The 20,478-nt window shown below is 40.8% G+C and carries 20 protein-coding genes and 2 pseudogenes; 15 read left to right on the top strand and 7 right to left on the bottom strand.

The features are described from left to right. Nucleotides 1-82 precede the first annotated feature (82 nt). Nucleotides 83-334, top strand: coding sequence for a DUF2999 family protein (locus EGC80_RS06985; protein ID WP_101033909.1), 252 nt, complete (start codon nt 83-85; stop codon nt 332-334). A 153-nt stretch (nt 335-487) separates the two neighbouring features. Here the strand turns inward: EGC80_RS06985 and EGC80_RS06980 are convergent, their stop codons facing one another. Next, entirely contained in the window at nt 488-979 is a 492-nt protein-coding gene (locus EGC80_RS06980) for a MarR family winged helix-turn-helix transcriptional regulator (RefSeq protein ID WP_124012623.1), read from the bottom strand. Nucleotides 980-1,125: 146 nt separating this feature from the next. Between EGC80_RS06980 and EGC80_RS06975 the strand changes: the two genes are divergently transcribed. After that, nucleotides 1,126-2,007, top strand: a complete 882-nt coding sequence (locus EGC80_RS06975) for an EamA family transporter (RefSeq protein WP_124012624.1) — start codon at nt 1,126-1,128, stop codon at nt 2,005-2,007. A gap of 137 nt (nt 2,008-2,144) precedes the next feature. Here the strand turns inward: EGC80_RS06975 and EGC80_RS06970 are convergent, their stop codons facing one another. Beyond that, a complete protein-coding gene (locus tag EGC80_RS06970; RefSeq protein ID WP_101033905.1) occupies nt 2,145-2,660 on the bottom strand; it encodes a hypothetical protein in 516 nt (171 codons plus the stop codon). A gap of 292 nt (nt 2,661-2,952) precedes the next feature. Further along, nucleotides 2,953-3,960: an AraC family transcriptional regulator gene (locus EGC80_RS06965; protein WP_124012625.1), complete on the bottom strand. Its 1,008-nt coding sequence runs from the start codon at nt 3,958-3,960 to the stop codon at nt 2,953-2,955. A gap of 198 nt (nt 3,961-4,158) precedes the next feature. Between EGC80_RS06965 and EGC80_RS06960 the strand changes: the two genes are divergently transcribed. From EGC80_RS06960 to EGC80_RS06945, 4 genes are all read left to right on the top strand, one after another. Continuing rightward, nucleotides 4,159-5,625: a flavin-containing monooxygenase gene (locus tag EGC80_RS06960; RefSeq protein WP_124012626.1), complete on the top strand. Its 1,467-nt coding sequence runs from the start codon at nt 4,159-4,161 to the stop codon at nt 5,623-5,625. Nucleotides 5,626-5,658: 33 nt separating this feature from the next. Further along, the gene (locus EGC80_RS06955; protein WP_233768611.1) at nt 5,659-6,432 is read left to right on the top strand and encodes an SDR family oxidoreductase; all 774 of its coding nucleotides are present in this window, start codon (nt 5,659-5,661) and stop codon (nt 6,430-6,432) included. 42 nt (nt 6,433-6,474) lie between these two features. Next, complete coding sequence (locus EGC80_RS06950; protein ID WP_124012627.1) at nt 6,475-7,575, top strand: alpha/beta hydrolase; 1,101 nt, start codon at nt 6,475-6,477, stop codon at nt 7,573-7,575. Between the two features lie 185 nt (nt 7,576-7,760). After that, nucleotides 7,761-8,039 carry a DNA polymerase III subunit epsilon gene (locus EGC80_RS06945; RefSeq protein WP_101033900.1) on the top strand — a complete coding sequence of 93 codons (279 nt, stop codon included), beginning with the start codon at nt 7,761-7,763 and terminating at the stop codon, nt 8,037-8,039. A 268-nt stretch (nt 8,040-8,307) separates the two neighbouring features. Here the strand turns inward: EGC80_RS06945 and EGC80_RS06940 are convergent, their stop codons facing one another. Then, nucleotides 8,308-8,712, bottom strand: coding sequence for a hypothetical protein (locus tag EGC80_RS06940; protein WP_124012628.1), 405 nt, complete (start codon nt 8,710-8,712; stop codon nt 8,308-8,310). Between the two features lie 337 nt (nt 8,713-9,049). Here EGC80_RS06940 and EGC80_RS06935 point away from each other — a divergent pair, with 337 nt between their 5' ends. Beyond that, entirely contained in the window at nt 9,050-9,538 is a 489-nt protein-coding gene (locus EGC80_RS06935; protein ID WP_124012629.1) for a TIGR00645 family protein, read from the top strand. A gap of 78 nt (nt 9,539-9,616) precedes the next feature. Here the strand turns inward: EGC80_RS06935 and EGC80_RS06930 are convergent, their stop codons facing one another. Continuing rightward, nucleotides 9,617-9,853 carry a helix-turn-helix domain-containing protein gene (locus EGC80_RS06930; RefSeq protein ID WP_124012630.1) on the bottom strand — a complete coding sequence of 79 codons (237 nt, stop codon included), beginning with the start codon at nt 9,851-9,853 and terminating at the stop codon, nt 9,617-9,619. Between the two features lie 189 nt (nt 9,854-10,042). On the opposite strand from EGC80_RS06930, the gene EGC80_RS06925 reads away from it, so the two are divergent. The 7 genes and pseudogenes from EGC80_RS06925 (at nt 10,043) to EGC80_RS06900 (ending at nt 16,347) form a co-directional block, all read left to right on the top strand. Further along, a complete protein-coding gene (locus EGC80_RS06925) occupies nt 10,043-11,110 on the top strand; it encodes a nuclease-related domain-containing protein (RefSeq protein ID WP_124012631.1) in 1,068 nt (355 codons plus the stop codon). Between the two features lie 235 nt (nt 11,111-11,345). Then, complete coding sequence (locus tag EGC80_RS22820; RefSeq protein ID WP_267898633.1) at nt 11,346-11,474, top strand: hypothetical protein; 129 nt, start codon at nt 11,346-11,348, stop codon at nt 11,472-11,474. Between the two features lie 122 nt (nt 11,475-11,596). Beyond that, a pseudogene (locus EGC80_RS06920) lies at nt 11,597-11,929 on the top strand (IS4 family transposase); the annotation flags it as partial. Nucleotides 11,930-12,202: 273 nt separating this feature from the next. Continuing rightward, nucleotides 12,203-13,156 carry a retron St85 family effector protein gene (locus tag EGC80_RS06915; protein ID WP_206191832.1) on the top strand — a complete coding sequence of 318 codons (954 nt, stop codon included), beginning with the start codon at nt 12,203-12,205 and terminating at the stop codon, nt 13,154-13,156. 121 nt (nt 13,157-13,277) lie between these two features. After that, nucleotides 13,278-14,249 (top strand): retron St85 family RNA-directed DNA polymerase, encoded by a 972-nt coding sequence (locus tag EGC80_RS06910; protein WP_124012632.1) that lies wholly within the window; start codon nt 13,278-13,280, stop codon nt 14,247-14,249. 294 nt (nt 14,250-14,543) lie between these two features. After that, nucleotides 14,544-14,698: pseudogene (locus EGC80_RS06905) on the top strand (IS4 family transposase); the annotation flags it as partial. A gap of 188 nt (nt 14,699-14,886) precedes the next feature. Further along, on the top strand, nt 14,887-16,347 hold the full coding sequence (locus EGC80_RS06900) for an anti-phage dCTP deaminase (RefSeq protein WP_124012633.1): 1,461 nt from the start codon (nt 14,887-14,889) through the stop codon (nt 16,345-16,347). A gap of 447 nt (nt 16,348-16,794) precedes the next feature. Here the strand turns inward: EGC80_RS06900 and groL are convergent, their stop codons facing one another. Both groL and EGC80_RS06890 read right to left on the bottom strand, forming a co-directional pair. Beyond that, nucleotides 16,795-18,435 (bottom strand): chaperonin GroEL, encoded by a 1,641-nt coding sequence (groL, locus tag EGC80_RS06895; protein WP_124012634.1) that lies wholly within the window; start codon nt 18,433-18,435, stop codon nt 16,795-16,797. Nucleotides 18,436-18,492: 57 nt separating this feature from the next. Next, nucleotides 18,493-18,783: a co-chaperone GroES gene (locus EGC80_RS06890; protein WP_101033888.1), complete on the bottom strand. Its 291-nt coding sequence runs from the start codon at nt 18,781-18,783 to the stop codon at nt 18,493-18,495. Nucleotides 18,784-18,994: 211 nt separating this feature from the next. Here EGC80_RS06890 and EGC80_RS06885 point away from each other — a divergent pair, with 211 nt between their 5' ends. Beyond that, nucleotides 18,995-20,437, top strand: coding sequence for an MATE family efflux transporter (locus tag EGC80_RS06885; protein WP_124012635.1), 1,443 nt, complete (start codon nt 18,995-18,997; stop codon nt 20,435-20,437). The last annotated feature ends 41 nt before the right edge of the window (nt 20,438-20,478 follow it).

Below are 20,478 nucleotides of genomic sequence, written 5' to 3'. Positions count from 1 at the left end.
CCAGCGCCATGAAAACTTACTACCGCAGTTATGTGGTAGAATTAGCCTATGTTTAACATCAACGATCACACAAGGTATCGTAATGAACCCTATTCTTGCCATCTTCAAAGAACACAATATCAGTGACGCGCAAATTAATGAGCTGTTCCAGACGTTGACTGAAAACCCATTTGCCGCAATGGCGACTATTGGCCAGTTAGGGATCCCTGCGGATAAGCTACAACAATTGATGGGCATGGTTATGCAAAACCCAACCTTAATCAAAGAAGCAGTCGATGAACTGGGTTTAGACTTTTCAAAAGTTGAAGCAGCAAAAGCGCAGCTACAGCCATAAGCGCAAAGCCTTTTCAACCTGCAATAACAAAAACGGCTAGGGTCTTAAAGACACTGGCCGTTTTTTATAGCATATCTTAACTCGGGATAATAAACGTTTATTAAACAGCACTTTGACCTGATAACTGCGTGTTATTGACTTACAATAGACCCACTATTGGCGTCCCTCAAAAGCAGTTAACCAATTTTTGAGTAGTTGGTTCAATTCGGGCACTTCAGCATCAGACAGGCTTTGGACCAGTTTGTGCTGAATTTTCACGTGCTGTTCAATCACTTCATCTATGGTGACAAGACCTTTTTCAGTCAAGCCAACCGAGACACTGCGCCTGTCTTCAGTGCTGTGTACACGTGCAATTAAGTCTTTATATTCAAGCTTATCTAAACGATTTGTCATCGCGCCAGAGGTTAACATCATTGACGATAATAACCCTGAAGGGGTTAAGATATAAGGCTTACCTGCACGTCTTAATGTCGCCAGCACATCAAACTCACCCATGGTCAAGCCAAACTGTTTATGGCAAGCGGATATTTCGGCTTCAATGTGTTTTTGCAAACGCAAAAAGCGCCCAAGTAACGCCATTGGTAGCGTATCTAAATGCGGCTTTTGTTCGCCCCATTGTGCTACCACTCTATCAATATCCTCCATACCTCACCCTTATCATTTGCCACTCAAAACACAAGTTAAAAACTTAATGTAAAGATACTTCATAAAAAGGTACTTTACAAAAATAACTTAACGGTTCAGAATTGATACTTATCTTTACGTGAAGATATTTAATACAAAGGTAGTTAATGAATATTTTACTGGCCATGATCCCAGCATTTTTTTGGGGTACCACTTATGCGATGACCCAGTTCACCTTGCCCGACTGGCCACCATTATTACTCGGTGCCCTACGTGCGTTGCCTGCTGGACTGATATTATTGGCAATAAAACCTAGCCGACCTCTAAAGGCAGACTGGCCCATTTTGATTAAACTCGGCGCAATCAATATTGCGGTATTTTTCAGTTTGATTTTTATTATGGCACTCACACTTCCGTCGGCCATTTCTGGTATTGGTATGATTTCAGTGCCGGTTTTCGCGATGTTATTTCATTGGGTTAGCAGTAAAAAGCGCCCGAATCTGCAGCAAGCCTTTTCTGGCGCTATCTTAATGGCCTTAGCTTGGATGCTGTTTGATCCAAATTCGATCAGCTTAAATCCGATCGGATTAGTGGCGATGCTGGCGGCTATCAGCTGTATTATTATCGGCAGCACGGTAACTAAATCGTTAGGTTCGCGGATTCATTGGTGGACAATATTAACCTGGCAACTCGTTATCGGCGGTGCATTCTTATTGGTTGCAGCAGGTATTCAGGCACTGTTTTCACCTGAGCAATACCTCAATGTGGTAAACCAATTTAGTCTAACTAATGGTTTAGGCATCAGCTGGATAATCTTACTCAACACCGTACTCGGTTACAGTATGTATGTGTGGTTATTACAACGCATGTCAGTGGTCGACTTCACTTTTGGCGGCATTGCCAACCCAGTAGCAGGTATCGTCTGCGGCCTGGTATTAATGGGTGAGTCATACACACCACAGCAATATCTGTTGATGAGCGGGATGATTTTAGCCTCTATCGCGCCAACATTAATTCAGTTGTTACGCCAAAGAATACCCAGCACTTAGGCTAGCGATTAAAATTAGTCGCTTAGCGAGTAACTAGATTTGTAACTAAGCTAGTCGCTCTAGCCTTTAAGCGAGTAACTTAGTGACTAATAGACTAAAAATTAAGCGAGTGACTAGACTAGTTACTTAGCTGGCAATTACAGCATTGCTCTTAACTGATTGAGTGCATCAACTGAAAAGCCTTGGTCATAAAAGTAAATCACTTTACCTTGTGCATTTAATAGCACCACTCGAGTATTGTTTGGTTTTTCATTACCGGTAAAGGCTTGTACTTTTTCACCATCTTTATAGACAGTAACTACGCCTTTCCAAAGCGGTTTAGGTATTCCTGAACGCATGCCATTATCAATAAATGTACTGAACATTCTAGGAAACAGTCCCTGTATTGTCGGAACCTCAAATACCGAAACTTGAGTTTGGGTCATATCTAAACCAATCAACCAGCGATCAATGTCAAACTGAGAGTCTTGCTTGTAACCGATCAATAATAACGCCACTTCACCTTTTAAATCGTCAGGCAAGGTCATAGACTTTTCTTCAAGGTTTTGCCCTGATACAGACGGGAAAGCTTGCCCTGTAATAGCCTGATTTGGATAACTAGTGCTACAAGCACTAAGTAGCAATAAACTTGCAATAATCATTAAATAACGCATCTGTAGTCCTTTTTGATAAATTCCTTATCCCTTTGTACGCTGCTAAACGGCAAAAGGATTTTATTAAGCTAATTGAGATCTTTATTTTTCGGGCTCAAATAACGTTACCCTAAAGACATCTTCAAAGCTGCCATCTTGGTTACGCCGATATACACTCACTCTTTTTACTAAGTCGATTAACAGTTTAGCCAAGTTTTTATAAGCTCGCACCCACTTATTTTGGCTCTAAGCTCTATATTTTAAGCTCTATGTTTTAAATTTTAGCGGCTCTTTGCTTATGTCGCACAGGTGGCTATCGCTGTTTTTTTACCTGCTTTCGATACTGGCTTGGGGTCATGTTTTTGCAGCGCTTAAAGCTGTGGCTAAAATTAGCCCCATCACTAAAACCAAGGCGTTCAGCAATTTCATCAAGTTGTATCGGCGTTAATAATAACGCTTCGGCGATGCCAAAACGAACATCATCACGCACTTGGCGCCAACTGGTTTGTTCTAGTGTTAGTTGACGATGTAAAGTGCGAGTGGTTCGCGCTAAATGCTGGGCGATGTCTTGCATTGATGCTGTTAAGCCTAAGTGTACTAAGGTGTCTTTTACCAACTTAGCGACAGGCTGCCAGTTTTGCTTTTGTTGCAGTAGTTGGCTGCATTGCGCTTCACATAGTCTGGCGGTGGCTTCATTGGCTTTTATCAATGGCAAATCTAATAGCGGTGCCAATCCAGCAAAACCGTTATAGCTGGCATTAAACTCAATCTCAGCGCCCAGTCTTTGCTTTATATCCTCGAGTGACAAGCCTGGGGGCTGGGGCGACGTAAACTGCAATTGTATCGGCCAGTCGTTACTTTCAAATACTTCTCGTTGGAGCATAGCGGCGCCCAACATGTCTCTGACTAACACCAGTTCGCCTAACTCGCCAGGAATGTCGCATGAGAACCTTAGGGATAAATCGTCTTTAAGCTCAGTTAATGTTATCTGTGAAAAAACATAGGTTAAATCTAGATAACGTAAGCCTAATTCAATCGCCTTTCTCGCAGTACTGCTAGCCAATAGGGCATAGCCCATGATGCCATAACTGGTCAGGTGATAACGGCAACCTAACGCCATTCCTACCTTGAATGGGCATGGGGTATTGAGCATGAGGTTATTTAACACCTGTAATTCTTGTTTGTCTTCAACTAGTTGGTCGTGATCTGCTAATTGGGCGCTTACCAGCCCAGACCCTTGCAGCAACCGATCTTGATCAATACCCAGCTCGATGCCATAAGAAACAATAATTTGCACACTGGTAATGCTGCGAAATGTCATAACTGATGGCCGCCATGTCTTAAAATCACAAATATACGTCCCTTTAGCGTGTAGATCAATTAACAATAGTTTCCTATGCTGGAAAGATAATACAAATCGTTAACACTCTTTGAATGCTTAGAGGCATTATTACTCAAATCAGCAATAACAACAGCGATAGCGAATAACGAATAACGATAGTTATCATTGAGGGTCCCGATGAACCAAGTAAAGCGAAACCCTTCGGTTGTCATCATTGGCGCAGGCATGACGGGCATCTTAATGACCATTAAACTGCGCCAAGCTGGTATCACTGACATTGTAGTTCTAGAGAAAAAAGACTGCGTGGGCGGAACGTGGCGAGAAAACACCTATCCAGGGGCTGCCTGCGATGTACCCGCTCACATGTATACCTATTCATTTGAACCCAATCCCAACTGGAGTCGCTTTTTTGCCCATGGACCAGAGATTAAACAATACTTCGAGAACGTGGCAGATAAGTATAAGGTTAAACGAGACATACGCTTTAACGAAGCGGTTACTGACGCACAATATGCCAATGGCAAATGGACCGTAAAAACCAGCCAACAGCAAACCTATATTGCCGATTTTATAGTGTGCGCCACGGGCATTTTGCATCATCCGCAATTTCCAGACATTCCCGGATTAGCAGATTTTAAAGGTACGACATTTCATACCGCCCAATGGAACCACGACGTCAACATATCCGCTGCAACCCGGGTTGGGGTGATAGGTACAGGGTCAACCGCCGCACAAGCCATACCCGAATTGATTAACACGGGTGCTAAGGTCTCGGTTTTTCAGCGCACACCACAATGGCTAATGCACCTGCCCGATTTTACCTTTTCAAAAACCAGCAGAAAGTTAATGGCTCGCTTTCCCATCATCACCAAAATTCATCGCAATATGGGCAAGTTTTTTCTAGAACATTTTTTTACCAAAGCAGTCACGGGACACTTTATCCAAAAGTATGCGTTAAATTTTTTGTGTAAAGCCAATTTACGATTAAGCATCAAAGACAAAGCCTTACGGGAAAAGCTGCGACCTGAATATCAAGTAGGCTGCAAACGGGTCATTATCAACACCACCTTTTATAAAGCCATTCAAAAAACCAATGCTGAGTTAATAACAGCGGCCATTGAGTGCATTACTGCAACGGGCATTATCACTAAAGACGGTAAACACCATGATCTAGACGTGTTGGTGTTATCCACTGGGTTTAATGCATTTAATTTTATGCGCCCCATGAATCTTATTGGTCGTAACAATTTGCACATTGATAAAGCCTGGCAACATAAAATTAAAGCCTATCGATCAATGTTACTCAGCGACTACCCTAACTTCTTTTTAATGCTCGGCCCCAACACCCCCATTGGTAACTTTTCAGTTATCGCCATGAGTGAAGTTCAAACAGATTATGTGATCAAATTGATCGATAAATGGCGTGACCATGAATTTGATGAATTTGAAGCCAAGCAACAAGCCATTGACGATTTTAATGCCTACGTAAAGGAAGGGTTAAAGGGCACGAGCTGGGTCGGTGGATGCCAAAGTTGGTATTTAGATGTCGATGGCGACCCAATTTTATGGCCCTATACCTGGCAGCGATGGGTGGATGAAATGAAACAGCCGCAGATGGAACACCTTAATACCCGATCATTTTAGTTGGCGACTAATAGTAACGATTAACTGGATTTTATGATGAACAAAAACACCATCTTGATTACCGGAGCGGCTTCCGGCATTGGCTTAGCGGCAGCACGGCACTTTCATAAAATGGGCTACTGGGTCGGTATGGCCGACCTAAATTTAGCGCTATTAAAAGACGTCACCAAACCATGGGATCACGCTCGGGTGCGGCTATTTCAACTTGATGTCAGTGATTTTACCCAAGCACAAAATGTTGTGGCCGAATTTTGTGCTGAACATAATAATAGCTTAGCGGTATTACTCAATAACGCCGGCATATTGGAGATAGGTCCTTTTGAAGACATACCTATCGAACAGCATCAGCGCACGCTAAGTGTCAATGTCATCGGTGTAATGAACCTATGTCATGCTGCATGGCCATATTTAAACAACAATGGCACAAGTACCATTATCAATATGTCGTCAGCCAGCAGCGATTACGGAGTGCCAGAATTGGCCAGCTATTCGGCCAGTAAATTTGCCGTAAAAGCGCTTACCGAGGCGTTAGAACTAGAATGGCAAAAATATGGCATCAGTGTATGCGATGTTATGCCACCCTTTGTGGCCACCAATATGCTTAAGTCACAGAAAAACACTGCAAAAGTCATGCAACGATTAGGCGTTAATATCACCGCAGAAGATGTGGTAGCAGTGATAGATAAGCAAGTAAGGCAGCCTAAAACCCACAGAACGGTGAGTGTTTTTTATGGCCTATTACATAGATTAAGTAACGTATCACCAGCGCTTATCAATCGCCTAGCAATGAAGTGGTTAAGTCGATAAAGCTTTTTTAAATGCGTAACAATAACAACAAGGCCTATTAAAATGGACAGTTTCAACAAGCCACCGGCACAAGGCATTCAATCACACAAAAAACGGCTACCCATCGAGCAATTACAAGGCAAACCACTACAAGCCCGCCAACTTGAAGCTAAACAATTAATGGCCGCAAAGATGTTGTCATTAGCACCGTTATACAAGTTGCCAGTAACATTATTCAGATATGTATTTCTCGCGATGGACCGAGTACTTGGGCTGACTAAAATTGAAATGGATAAGGTGGTTAATTTAACTGTCCCAGTGAGCGCTGGCACTCCTCTTATGGGCACTATTCCTTTGAACGAACATAGCGCCAGCGGTACTAGCAATAGCAGTGATAGCACAATAAAGCTTCGCATCTACCATCCCAGCGCCAAAACACCCCAAAAAACACTGGTGTACTTTCATGGTGGCGGCTGCGTCATTGGCAGTATAAACACTCATGATCGCTTTTGCCGCTACCTGGCTAAACATGGCAAGATGAACATTATCTCAGTCGGTTATCGACTGGCCCCAGAACATAAATTTCCAATCCCGATTTGTGATGCCATTGAAGCGTGGAACTATATCAATGGCAATCATCAACAATTTAACATTAACCCAGAACACATAGGCGTGGGTGGTGACAGCGCAGGCGGATATCTAGCGTGTATCATCGGTTTACATTCACTGCAAACATCGCTGCCAGTAAAGACAAAAGTAAAACCCGCATTTCAGTTTTTAATCTATCCAATGGCAGATCTGCAAGGCTTAACTGAGTCTTATCAAGGTTTCAATAAGCAGTTAATACTCACCCGCGATTTAATGGATTATTTCAGGTTGCATTATTTAAATTCTCTCGACGAAGTCACCCTGCCCTTAGTGAGTCCACTGCAAGCAAAAGACATCAGCGAATCGCCCAAAAGCTACATATTAACCCTTGGTTTTGATCCATTAAGGGACGATGGCATTGCGTATGTGCAACGCCTAAAAGCGGCAGGCATCAATACACAACACCAGCATTATGACGATTGCATGCATGGCTTTATTTCAATAACAAAGCTCAGCGCGCGTGCCAAACAAGCCACTCATAACATAGCAATGGCATTAAACCGCTTTAATGATTAATGATTGATTGATAATTGATTGATGGATTGATGGATTGATGGAAAGTTTACTCAAACATCACGTATTTCCAGCTAGCGAGACAACTTATGCTAAAATGCACCAATCAGCTTTATGAATGTGCAACTCTCATTTGTTTGACTGAGCGTAGTGAAACGCTACCGTGATTAACTAATGAGGATACAACAATGAGTAAGTTAAATGCCGAAGAACGTAAAGCCCGTGATAACGAACGTTTTTCACAACGAGTGGATGAACGCAGGGTAAAGGGCGAAGATGTTGTTGCGTATGCACTTGCCAATGATAAAGCGTTTAAGTTTCTGACCAAAGACGAGAAACATAGCCTTAAGGAAAGACAAGCAGCGCTTGCAGAAGACGTCAGTATTAAAAGACAGCAACAAATCGAGCTTAAAAACCAGCAAGAATTAGACAAGGTTCAAGCAGAATTTACTGATACCGCACAGTAAGCCCCTTTCAACAGCCATTGTTAATGATGATGGCTCGCCCACACTCAAATGCTTATTTTTATAAACTAAAATCGATAAAGATAGGCATTTGAAGCGGCAAAAAAGCTTACTGACTTACAGCAATGAAAACACTGCAATTCTTAGTCAGCGACTAGCAAGCATGCGATTAAATTTATGGGGGAGCTCCTAGACTCTTAGCCCATTTATTCAAAAGAGATAAAGTTTACTTCGCCCCTGACGACCCCTGATAACGATCACTCCAAAATGACTAACGTACCCACCGCATGAGCTCGTTAGCATCTATCACCGCGAGCTGCCTTTTAGTTAGGATCCCTGCTGAGTCAAAGAGTAATAACTCTGAAGCGCTGGCACGATGTTTAGTGATGAACGTCTTTCCCTCAGGAGTACCCACTCTGGCAAGAAGAAAGAACACATTATCACCAAGATGAGCACGAGCTTCATTCATCTGCTCAGTCTGGCTGATACTCGCAACAAGGTTAGGATCATAAACAAATACTACCGAAGGCTTACCCGTTCCGATTTGTTCGTGGGTCGCCTTAAACCCCTTGGGCATCACCATTAGCAACAGTCCAAACAGCAAGACGATGGATGCAATAACACTTATCGTAATCCAAGGCATTTTACGCGTCGCGTTTGAATTATGTTTATCCATAATAATAGGTCCCTCTTTTAACGGTTGAAGTACATAGCCAAGCAACTCAGTATAATTAATAAAGCTGAGGCCTAGATTAAAAATTGTTGCGATAAATAAACAGTAGATGATTTAGACGGCAATAATGCATACTCTGACTTAACCAAATTCTGACCCAACTAAATTCCAACGTCTAAAGACATAATGCAATACACTATGCATCATGCAAAGTGCACAGATGATACATCATCAAGCTCACCACTGTATGCAAGCGCAGATAAAGTTGATTATGTTAATATTTTAAAATAAGTGGTTCAGTTGATTTATAGCGTTTTTTATTTTAAGGATTAAATTTTTTATGGAAAAAGTGTTTGAAAGATTGATGTATGCATCACGCTGGATCATGGCGCCTATTTATCTGGGATTAAGCCTAATCTTATTAGCCTTAGGCATAAAGTTCTTTCAGGAGATCTTTCATCTCCTACCCAATATCTTCTCGATAGCAGAAGTTGATTTGGTGCTAATCACACTATCACTTATCGATATCACCTTAGTCGGTGGTCTGCTCATCATGGTGATGTTTTCAGGCTACGAAAACTTCGTATCACAGCTTGATGTGGGTGAAAACAGTGAGAAACTAAACTGGCTTGGCAAGATGGACGCCGGTTCGCTTAAAAACAAGGTGGCCGCATCTATTGTAGCGATTTCATCCATTCACCTACTTAAAGTATTTATGAATGCCGAAAATATCGCGAACGACAAGATCATGTGGTATCTACTCATCCACATCACGTTTGTGTTATCGGCCTTTGCCATGGGATATCTGGATAAAATTACCCGCAAGTAATTACCCGCAAGTAAGCATCCATATCCAAATAAAAAGCCCTGATACATAACAGTATCAGGGCTTTTTGTTTACCATTGATTAGTACCACACTTTAGGATCAGCGTTATTATTCTGTGCTGCATCAATACTAATCCCCAGACCATTAAGAATTTTGAACACTGTCGAGATATAAACATCATTACCTTTCTCGACACGGATTAACGTCTTTTTGGTCACGCCACACAACATCGCCGCCACGTCTTGAGTCAATGCCGCGTTGTTTCTGGTTTCTTTAATGAGTAAACCCAAGGATTGTTGATTGAGTGCTGATGTCATCACGTTAGTCCAAAGTGTACATTGCTACACTTTACTGTAATTTCCCCTGTCAAGATCAACAAAAGTGTAGGTTGTTACACTATCGAATTGATTACTCCCTGCTTTTAAATTTAACACTGGCTTTTTTATCCATATCATAGTTATTATGAGATTGATTATTATCAAGTTATGAATGGATGCTGTTGATAAATGATTCTTAAAACTAAAACACTGCAAATGACCAAAACACCGCAAACGATAGCGGGTCAAAAACAAGAACAGGATGTGGCCTTCTTCTTACGCCGTGCGTTTAAAGACAACCCCGAAGTACTGGTTATCAACGACTTCAAATTCAGCTTTAATGATGAAACGGCTCAAATCGATCACTTGATCGTGTATACCTATGGCTTCGTGCTAATTGAATCAAAAAGCATAAAAGGTCACGTTAAAGTTAACAACCAGGGTGAATGGACACGTAGCTATAACAGCCAATGGGCTGGGATGCCCTCACCCATTAAGCAAGTCGAGCTGCAACAAGATTTATTAAAAGAAATGTTCATGCATCATAGAAATAACATATTAAGTAAGTTACTGGGTATAAAGCAGCAAGGCTTCAATGGACGCTGTTGGCACTATTTATGTGCGGTATCCAGTAATGCTGTGATCGACAGAAAAACCATGCCCAAAGTGATTTCGGACAAACTTTATAAAACTGAGTTTTTGGTCGATGAACTCAAAAATATCATGAACCTTAAACACAAACTGCTCCGCTTGGTCAGCGTCACCGACACCCGTCCAGACTTTAGCCAACGAGAACTCAATTCAATCGGCCAATTTCTTATTAGCCAACATATCGACTCAAATACTCAGCAAGTTGACACTGCTCCGGCACAACTAAAGCAAACCCAAGCGATAGCAAACACACTAGAGCTTGAGCCAGAGCTTAAACCAGAACTTCAACCAGTGTTAGCGCCCACTAATCATCTAGTTCAATCTAATGGTGCAAGTGTGGCAACACTTGCACCGCTTTTACCAGTAAACACATTAGCGCCAGACCAACTACCAATACTAAACTGTAAATATTGCGGTGAATCAACACAATATACACCGATGTATGGCAAGTTCGGTTACTACATCAACTGCAATCAATGCAGCAAAAATACATCAATGAAATTACCCTGCCCACAATGCCAGAGTAAAAATACCAAAGTCACCAAGCGCAAAGAAACCTACACATTGAATTGTGTGGATTGTGGGTTTGAAAAGCAGATAATTTAGATGGTAGAATTTTACTCTGTGCCCGACTTAAAAGTTTTTAGGAGTTATTAAGATGTTTTTTTGGATAATATGATTTGCTGTTATTTATTTCGCTATGAGAGCTGTTTTTAGCAATAAAAAGAAGAGTGACCTACATTTAGCAAAATCTACAGTACAACGATGCCGCATTTGTCCTGAATGTGCTGAGGGTATAAAAATCGAGGCTAAAAAGTGTCGCTATTGTGGTTGCTCGCTAATGCCATGTTCAGAAGAAGAATTGACTCAAATTGAGGAAGCCTATTCTAATGAATTACACAAACTAGAACATGGCGATATAGAACAACCCGTTAATAAAAAATATCAAAATCCTGATGTTTGGAAGTAGAGAAAAATAGTAGCATTATAAACTATTTGTAAAATCGCTTAATTCCCAGACAGAAAGTTTACACTGACCTCACTAAATTCACAGATACTATAAATAGTGAGGTAAAAGTTTGATCTGACCCCACTTACTTACAGATAGAAGAGAGTTTTAGAGATGTTAAAACAGGGTTGAAAATGAATGATAGCGGAACAAGGATTCACCGTAAATTAGGCGTACTCCTGCTGATAGCTTGCTTATCACAATTTATACTTTACCTGCTTGGTTTGGCAGTAAAATCAGCTGATAAGCACAGGCAATATCAAGCTAACTCAATAAAGCATCGCAACGTGCTCTCAAACCAATTTATAGGATTAAGGGCCTACAAAGATAAGTCTTTGAGGCTACTGAAGTCTCACTGGCTAGCAGGAATTAAGATGCTACAATCGTTAATCAAGGATCCACAAGCATGCTATTAAATTCGTGGGGATCCCTCAGACACTGACCCCACTAAATTCTATAGATGGTAAAAGTTTTACTCTGAGCTCACTTATATGTTGAGTTACTTGGTGTGAATAGCAAAGGTAAATAAGTGGGGCTGAAAGTATACTTTGGCCCTGGGGATCCCTATATTACCTCACTAAATTCAAGATTTAATAATGGCGGGCAAAGTTAATTCAATTCAATTTTAAATCATACTCTAAGCAGTAGATATAGTGTTAGAATCTAAAAATAACGTGATTTAGGAGCATATGGTGATTAAAAAATTTTCAGTATCACAACTCGCTGACATTGCGAGCGTCATCAAAGAAAGAATCTATGTTCCTGTATATCAAAGAAAGAGAACAATTTTTCTATGTGGTGCTGATATCAAAGACAAAACAAAAGGTCGCTCAAAGGTAGCAAAACTTCTCACACAGCAACAAAGCCGCATCCAATATGAAATACTCTATCCGGAGAGTCTTTTTGATGATCTACTAGCTGGCCAAGGCCAGCATAGTTTACTTGCACTAGAGAATATTTTAGCAAACTCAGTAGACGCGATTATTCTGCTACCTGAAAGTCCTGGGTCATTTGCTGAATTGGGAGCATTTTCTAGTAATCCTAATTTAGTAGATAAAATAATATGTATTTCAAACCAAAAATTTAAAAATAAAAGAAGCTTCCTGAATTATGGTCCAAATAGACTGATAAAAGCCTCATCAACCGGAAAAGTATTTCATCTCGACTATGATCGCTTAGATTGCCCAAAACAGAGCACTAAAACTTTTAGGCTGATATCAGATTCAATAACAAAGATTCAAAATAAAAATCCTGTCAAAAAGAATGTTACAAATATTTTAGAAGCACAGAACTTCATCCTACCATGTATATATCTAGTTGAAAAAATTGATTTTTTAAGTCTAAAAAAACTACTTAAAATTGCTACAGAACAAGATGAGGTAATGTCAGATATAGCAACCCGCTCTGCATTAACTAAGTTACAATCAGAGCGAATGATAATGAAAACTACTAATGGTTACGATATTACTAGTAGTGGTGAAAAGCATATTATGTCTATTTTTACCGATCACAGACTAGATTTAGTACGTGTTGAGCTCATGAACTTCCAAAACCGTGGAAAATCAGGAATTAACTATGATAGGATGAGCCAACGCACCTTTAGCGAGTTGTTTTTTGAAACTATCAATAAAGCAACTGGGTAGTGATTCGCTATCCTTCAACAAAACCAGATGAATAGCTCATTTAGTTCTTGCTCGCAAAAACTCCGTTTTTGACTCGCAAGTTCTAAATGCGAACTTGTGACGTAAAGGTGCGTAATTTTAAATGGGTTCACAATATACAAACAACCTAAGCCAGCTCAAAAATCTTGGCTTACCTGCTATTACTAATCTTGCCGAACTTGCTAGCCAAATGCGTCTATCTGTTGGCCTCGTTCAAACGCTAGTATTTAAATCAAACGAACACTACAGAGTATATTTTTTAGACAAAAAAAGTGGTGGTGAAAGAGAAATAGCTCAACCTTCTCGAGCAATGAAAGCTGCCCAGTCTTGGATTTTAAGAAAAATTCTGTATAGACTAAATTCATCTCAAAACTCTAAAGGGTTTGAAATTGGTGAATCAATCCTTAGTAATGCCGCCCCTCATATTGGTGCCCATATTTTATTAAATATTGACCTAGAAGATTTCTTTCATTCCGTTCCTGCATCGCATGTATACAGCATCTTTCATTCTATAGGTTATAACAAATTAATTAGCCAAAAACTGACCAGTTTATGCATATTTAAGGGCCGACTTCCCCAAGGCGCACCAACATCGCCGAAACTCTCAAATTTGGCATGTCAACGCTTAGACTCACGAATACAAGGCTACGCAGGCTCAAAAGGTATTATGTATACTAGGTATGCTGATGACATAACATTATCTGCTTTTAACGAGTCGAAAATAAGAAAAGCAAAGCCTATGATAGAAAAGATAGTGTTAGATGAAGGCTTTTCAATTAACCATAAAAAAACAAAACTTTGTGGTACCAGAAAACGAAAAGAAGTTACTGGACTAATTGTATCGGCGAATGGTGTGGGAATTGGTCGCGAAGAATACCGAAAGATGCGCGCTGAAATTTATACAATGCTTCAATCTGATCCATCTAAACTCGCGCACATAAACGGTTGGCTTGCTTACATAAAAAGCGTAGATACAACGAATTATGCCCGATTAATTAAATATATTAGAACACTAAAAAAGATTTTTCCTGACTCTGAAGTTTTTAATTTAATCCCTGCAATCAAAAAAAATTAAGTTCTATATATTGGTTAAAAAAATAAAAAATAAACTCCAACTAAAAGCAAGGGTTCTGATAATAACTGCACTATCTTCCCAGCGGATAGATAAAACAACACTTTCTCGTCATCCATGATAAAGCCCCGAAACGATTAAGATACATAAATAAAAACTCAATAAATGGGGTCAGAGTCTGACGAATCCCCACAAAAAAATGTATTTAAATAATGAGATAGGCTAAAAAATGAGGAACATTCATGGCATTTGGTGATCAAATTTATCGCCAAACAAATATTACCACGAGTAAATACCATGAATGCTAAACACGTTTTATCAAAATGCCTCTCACTTGCCACTCCATTAATGCACAAAACAGTTTGTTTGCTGCCATTGAAAGCTCAATGAATGGTGGTCCACTTTCTATCGCGGGACTCGGCCGTAACATAACTAACAAAGCGAAGGAAAAAATAACAAATTAATGGCTAGTACCGATAATTCAGCAATAATTATATCTATAATGCTGTCCAGAGCTATGGTAATAATATAATGTCATCCCTACAGTTAAAAAACTGTCATTTTTGGCAACTACAGAACACTTAAAAAGCCTGCCACTTAAGATAAGTAACGATACTAAAAATAACAATAAGAGTTTGATATGGATATTGAAGAACACTCAAAAAATTGCGAACTAGTTATAGGATTAGTCGCTCCCATTGGTGTGAATTTGGACGATGTACAGAATAGATTATCGTCATATTTTAGCCAATTTAGGTATAAAACTAATTTCATTCACCTTTCACAAGTAGCAAAGGAGTTTGAAGGTGTAACGACTGGCCCAAACACTGAGGAGACAAGATTAAATGCAGCGATGAATATTGGCAATAATCTTCGTCAAAACAGTAAAAGAGGCGACCTTTTCGCTCTCCTCGCGATAAACGCAATCAATAAAAAAAGGAAAGGAGAATTACCATCACCCCTTCCAAGACATACTCATGTTATTCGCTCATTAAAACACCCTGATGAAGTTGAAACTCTTAGGCAAGTCTATGGCCCTGGTTTTGTCTTGTTAGGCATATCTTCTAGCATAGAGAGCCGAAAAAGATATCTAAGAGATGAGAAAGGGGTTCCACAAGATCAAATTGACGACCTTATTGAGAGAGATGATAAAGAAGCACACCCTAAAGGACTTGGGCAAAGAACTCGAGATGTATTCCAAATGGCTGATGCTTTCATAACATCTGACGACACTGAGTCACTCTCTGGTCAAATAAGTAGAATTTTAGACCTTCTTTATTCTAAGCCTGTGGTTCCACCAACTTCTGATGAATACGCAATGTTTATGGCATATGCAGCTTCTCTTCGCTCTGCAGACTTATCAAGACAGGTTGGAGCAGTTCTAACCAATGACCAATCTGACATATTAGCGACAGGTGCAAATGATGTACCAAAATACGGTGGTGGACTATATTGGCCTACAGATGCAGATCAAAGAGATTACAAGCTTGGTAAAGATTCAAATGAAGAGCAGAAAAATCAAATAATTCTGAATATTATGCAGAAATTCAACACTAAGAATGAAGTTGATCTTAAAGTGCTATTAGCAAGTGGAAAAGAAATTCTTAAAGATACAGGATTATTAGATATAACTGAATATGGACGGGCCGTTCATGCTGAGATGGAAGCATTAATGTCTTCTGCACGAAATGGTATCTCAACACGAAACTCAACTCTATATACAACAACTTACCCATGCCATAACTGTGCGAAGCATATTGTAGCTGCGGGTGTCAGCCGTGTTTTATATATTGAGCCATACCCCAAAAGCTTTGCTACAATTTTGCATGATGATTCGATTAATTCAGATGGGGCTTCAAATGATGAACATAAAGTTTCATTCGAACCATTTGTTGGTATTGGCCCTAGAAGATTTGTAGACTTATTTTCAATGAATTTAAGTAGTGGTAGAAAGCTGAAACGTAAACAAGACGGGGTTGTTAAAGAATGGGTCAGAAGTGAAGCAGAGCTCAGGGTTCCAATGACACCCTTGTCATATTTAGAAGCAGAGATTATGTTAGTAAACCAGCTAGACGAGCTAAAGTCAGATAAGGATGATTAAAATGACTAGTACTGATAAGAACATTGTACGTGCAAAGCAAATTTTAGATAGTTGGCCTGATTGGAAAAAAAGTGTTCAATTGACAAAATATAAACCAGCGAAGAAAATTGAATCCAACAACTCTAGACTACAAGTCAAACAGCTGTGAATAAAAACTATTTAAGGAAACTAAAGCATTAGAACATTAGGTGTATAACTGAAGTTTATAATGACCTTTAATCCTAAAAATAACTGCTCATTACAATAACAAAAAGCCCCGATACTGTTAGGTATCGGGGCTTTCTCTTTTCTTTTACAAGAAATTCAGCTCTAAGCTTCTAGGCTTTAGAACGACAAGCAATATAGCGCAGGATAAATCGGGTTAGAACAAGGCGCTTTACCACGACGTTTAGCTTTCTTAAACGAGTGGTGAAGCAACGCAGTTATCACCGATTTAGACAAGCTAGATTACATCATGCCGCCCATTCCGCCCATACCACCGCCCATTCCGCCCATATCTGGCGCAGACTCTTGTGGTATTTCAGCGATCATCGCTTCAGTCGTGATCATTAAGCCCGCGATAGACGCTGCGAACTGTAATGCACTACGGGTCACTTTAGTTGGGTCAAGGATACCCATTTCTAACATGTCGCCGTAAGTGTCGTTACCTGCGTTGTAACCGAAGTTACCTTCACCGTTTTTAACAGTGTTAGCCACAACTGATGCTTCTTGACCTGCGTTAGTCGCGATTTGACGTAAAGGCGCTTCCATCGCACGTAGCGCAATAAGCACACCGTGCTTTTGGTCTTCGTTAAGCACGTCAATATCTTTAATCATGCTTGCAACGCGAACAAGGGCTACACCACCACCGGCTACAACACCTTCTTCAACCGCTGCGCGAGTAGCATTTAATGCATCTTCAACGCGGGCTTTTTTCTCTTTCATTTCAACTTCAGTTGCTGCGCCAACTTTAATGACTGCAACACCGCCAGCTAACTTAGCCATACGCTCTTGTAGCTTTTCTTTGTCGTAGTCTGATGTTGACTCTTCAACTTGTTGTTTGATTTGCGAAACGCGAGCTGAAATCTGCACTTGGTCGCCGTTACCATCGATGATGGTGGTGTTATCTTTAGTAATGATAACGCGCTTAGCAGTACCTAAATCTTCTAGTGTCGCTTTTTCAAGTTCTAGGCCGATTTCTTCAGCGATAACAGTACCGCCAGTTAAGATGGCTACATCTTGAAGCATGGCTTTACGACGGTCACCAAAACCAGGAGCTTTAACTGCAGCCACTTTAACGATGCCACGCATGTTGTTGACAACCAATGTTGCTAATGCTTCGCCTTCAACGTCTTCTGCAACGATAAGCAAAGGCTTACCTGTTTTAGCTAGACCTTCAAGGATTGGCAGCAATTCACGGATATTAGACACTTTTTTGTCTACTAATAAAATGAATGGGCTGTCTAATTCAATGCTGCCAGTTTCTGGCTTGTTGATGAAGTATGGTGATAGGTAACCACGATCAAACTGCATACCTTCAACAACGTCTAATTCGTTTTCAAGCGCTTGGCCTTCTTCAACGGTGATAACGCCTTCTTTACCGACTTTTTCCATTGCTGTTGCAATGATTTCGCCGATTGACTCATCAGAGTTAGCAGAGATAGTACCGACTTGGGCAATCGCTTTAGTGTCAGAACATTCTTGAGAAAGTAATTTAAGCTCAGCAACGGCTGCGATAACTGCTTTGTCGATACCACGCTTAAGGTCCATTGGGTTCATACCCGCTGCAACTGCTTTTAAGCCTTCAACAACAATAGCTTGAGCTAATACTGTTGCAGTAGTAGTACCGTCACCGGCTGCATCATTTGATTTAGAAGCAACTTCTTTAACCATTTGTGCGCCCATGTTTTCGAACTTGTCTGTCAGTTCGATTTCTCTCGCAACTGACACACCGTCTTTGGTGATCATTGGCGAACCAAAGCTTTTATCTAAAACAACGTTACGACCTTTAGGGCCTAAGGTCACTTTAACTGCGTTGGCTAGGATGTTAACGCCCGCAAGCATTTTTACGCGTGCGTCGTTACCAAATAAGACTTCTTTTGCTGCCATTTTTGATGTTCCTTTAAATTTGTTGATTAACTGGAAAGTCGAGTTGATGCAAGAGGCTTAGCCTACTACTGCCATCAGGTCAGCTTCTGACAGGATTAAGACTTCTTCTCCGTCAATTTTTTCTTTCTTGACGCCATAACCTTCATTGAAGATCACAACGTCGCCCACTTTAACGTCAAGCGGAGTAACTGAACCGTTTTCTAAGATGCGACCGTTGCCTACAGCAAGGATTTCACCACGAGTTGATTTCTCAGCTGCGCTGCCTGTAAGCACAATACCGCCGGCTGATTTTGATTCAACTTCTAAACGTTTAACGATAACGCGGTCATGTAATGGACGAATATTCATCTATGAACTCTCCTAATGATGTGATGCCCAGAAAACGAGGCTATTGACTAACAAATAAGGGTTTCCCCCTTAATGCATGTGATATGGGGGTGATTGATCACAGATCCAAGGGGACTTAAAAAAAAAACTCTACTTTTTTAAGTCTGATTTATTAATGCTGCACTAATCCTGATAGAATTCTGTTCCTTTGAAATATTAAGATCGAGAATAGATGAAAGACAGACATGGGTTGCTCACAGCCCCAATTGGTCGTGTTCTGCTTAACATGACCTTGCCTAACCTGATTGGCATTATGACCATTCTCGGTGGCAGTCTGGTAGACATCTTTTTTATCAGTAAGTTGGGCACTGAAGCACTGGCGGCGGTGAGTTTTACCTTCCCGGTAACCTTGGTCATTTCGAGTATCGGTATCGGCATTGGTGCTGGCGTGTCGACCAATCTGGGGCGCTTGATTGGTTCTGGGCATGCGCCCGAGTCTAGAGTGTTTTTATATGACACCTTGTGCATGACCTTAGTTATTATTTGGGGGTTATCGATACTCGGTTGTGTCTTGATTGAACCTACTTTTAGTTTACTGGGTGCCAATAGTGCCAGTTTGCCATTAATACATGACTACATGTGGTACTGGTATTTAGGTGCCCCTGCATTAGTGTTAGTGATGGTGGGTAATCAGGGATTACGTGCCACGGGTGATACCCGCTCACCGGCTAAAATTATGATGCTCGCCGCCATTGTAAACTTAGTACTCGACCCGCTACTTATCTTTGGCATTGGCCCTTTTCCTCGATTAGAAATACAAGGCGCAGCCATTGCGACAACGCTTTCCTGGGTGATGGCAATGTCGTTGTCGGGCTACCTGATTATTGTTAAGCGTAAACTGGTCAAGTTTGCTCGCTTTGATGTTGGTCGATTAATTTTGCATTGGAAGGTATTAGCTCATATTGCTCGCCCAGCGGCATTAATGAATGTGATTAACCCTATTACTAACGGCATTATCATGGCGATGTTAGCCCGGATTGATAATACCGGCGTTGCAGCGTTTGGCGCAGGTATTCGCCTTGAGTCGGTGTCGCTAATTGTGGTGATGGCGCTGTCGTCGAGTTTAATGCCCTTTATTGCGCAAAATTTAGGTGCTGGCCAGCCTGAACGCGCTAAAAAAGCCTTATTGATGTCGTTGCAATTCGTGTTTGTATTTCAAACATTGCTGTATATTCCACTGTATTTTAATGCCGATTTTATTGCTGGATTGTTTACTCACGACCCGCTTGTTATCGAGTGGCTGAGTTTTTATATCCTAGTGTTACCTGTCGCTTATGGGCCTCTGGGTATTGTGATTATTTTTGCCACTAGCTTAAACGCTTACCATAGGCCGTTGAGTTCACTGGTGATTAACTTGTGTCGGTTAATGTTATTGATGTTACCGCTAGCGGTTTTAGGATCTTATGTTGGTGGGGTAAAAGGTATTTTACTGGCACTGCCCATTACCAATACGCTTATGGGCTTAGCTTGTTATTATTTGGCGACTAAAATTAGCGAGCCAGACAACATTAAGCATGCTGTACCTTGTCCCGACAAATCCGAGCCAACTGACGCTGACGCAGCCGACAAACAAGTTGATGCAAAAGACTCAGCAACTCACCTTGGCGAATATTAAACTGTGTTAATGATGCCGACCAAACTTGCTTTTTAATCGCT

Source organism: Shewanella psychromarinicola, from assembly GCF_003855155.1.
Lineage (GTDB): Bacteria > Pseudomonadota > Gammaproteobacteria > Enterobacterales > Shewanellaceae > Shewanella > Shewanella psychromarinicola.
Note: the sequence above shows the minus strand (reverse complement) of the source record. Positions and strands in the feature narration are given on the sequence as shown.